The organism is Rhodococcus sp. R1101 (genome assembly GCF_000278445.1).
GTDB classification, from domain to species: domain Bacteria; phylum Actinomycetota; class Actinomycetes; order Mycobacteriales; family Mycobacteriaceae; genus Rhodococcus; species Rhodococcus gordoniae.
This window is the reverse complement of sequence record NZ_AJVB01000728.1, coordinates 1-1294: the sequence shown is the minus strand read 5'-3', so window position 1 is coordinate 1294 and position 1294 is coordinate 1. Positions and strand designations below refer to the sequence as shown.

The following is a 1294-nucleotide window of genomic DNA, read 5'->3' as shown; positions in this document are numbered from 1 at the left end:
GCGGATCTGCACGACGCCACCGTGTACTACACGGTCCGGGGCGCGGATCTGAACACCGAACCCGATCACGCCGCCGCCGCTGCGGGGCTCGAGAAGGCCAAAGGTGTGCTCCGCTCGAAGGTGGGTGCGGGCACGGGCGTGCGGTTCACCCCCACGCTGACGTTCGTCACCGACACGGTGCCCGATACGGCCCGTCACATGGAGGAGCTCCTCGAGCGTGCTCGCGCCGCCGACAACGAGGTCGCCCGTGCTCGCGAAGGTGCCGTTCCGGCCGGCGACGCCGATCCCTACAAGGAGCCCCGTGAGCGCGACGCCGGTGACGACGACGAATAGCACACCGGTGCCCGAGTCGAACCCGCCGGTGATCCCCTCGCGCCGGGACGATGCCGGCGTCCCGCTCGTCCCGGCAGGATCCGTCGACCTGCACGGTGCCGCCGCTCTGCTGGACGCGGCGGCCACCGTCACGGTGCTGTGCCACATCAATCCCGACGCCGACACCCTCGGCAGCGGGCTGGCTCTCGGGATCGCCCTCGAACGGCGCGGGGTCGCCGTGCAGGTGGCCTTCGGTTCGCCCGCGAGCATGCCCGAGTCGATGCGGTCGCTGCCGGGCGGGCACCTGATCACCCCGGTGGCGGACGTGCGCCGAGAAGTCGATCTCGTGGTCACCGTCGACTGTGGCACCGCGGGCCGTCTCGGTGTCCTGCGCGACCGCCTGGACACGGCTCCGAACGTCCTGGTGATCGACCATCACCTGTCCAACACACGGTTCGGCACCCACAACCTCATCGATCCGGAGTCCGAGGCCACAGCGATGGTGCTCGCGGGCCTCTTCGACGCGTGGGGTGTCGACATCGACGCGGCGCTCGCGCACTGCCTGTACGCGGGACTGGTGACCGACACCGGATCGTTCCGGTGGGGACGCCCGCAGGCCCACGGACTCGCCGAGCGTCTCCTCGCCACGGGGATCGACGGCACGTCGATCACACGGGTGCTGCTCGACACCCATCCTTTCGGGTGGCTGCCGATGCTGTCGTCGGTGCTGGCCACGGCCACGCTCGACCGCGCCGCCGCGCAGGGCAAGGGACTGGTCTACGCGTTCGTCCGACGGGCCGACTCGGCGCATCTCGGCCCGGAAGAGGTCGAAAGCGTCATCGACATCGTGCGCACCACCGCCGAAGCCGAGGTCGCCGCGGTGTTCAAGGAGGTCGTTCCCGAGGAGTGGACCGTCTCGCTGCGCGCGAAGACCTCGGTGGACGTGTCGGCCGTCGCCACCGTGCTCGGCGGTGGAGGGCAT

The 1294-nt window shown here is 70.6% G+C and carries 2 protein-coding genes; both read left to right on the top strand.

Translation table 11 applies throughout. From position 1 onward, the window contains the following. Positions 1–333: ribosome-binding factor A (locus R1101_RS0123655; protein WP_016935643.1), on the top strand; the 333-nt coding region annotated here is incomplete at its 5' end. A 28-nt stretch (positions 334–361) separates the two neighbouring features. Next, positions 362–1294 (top strand): DHH family phosphoesterase (locus tag R1101_RS0123650; RefSeq protein WP_051017605.1); only part of this gene is annotated, 933 nt, incomplete at its 3' end.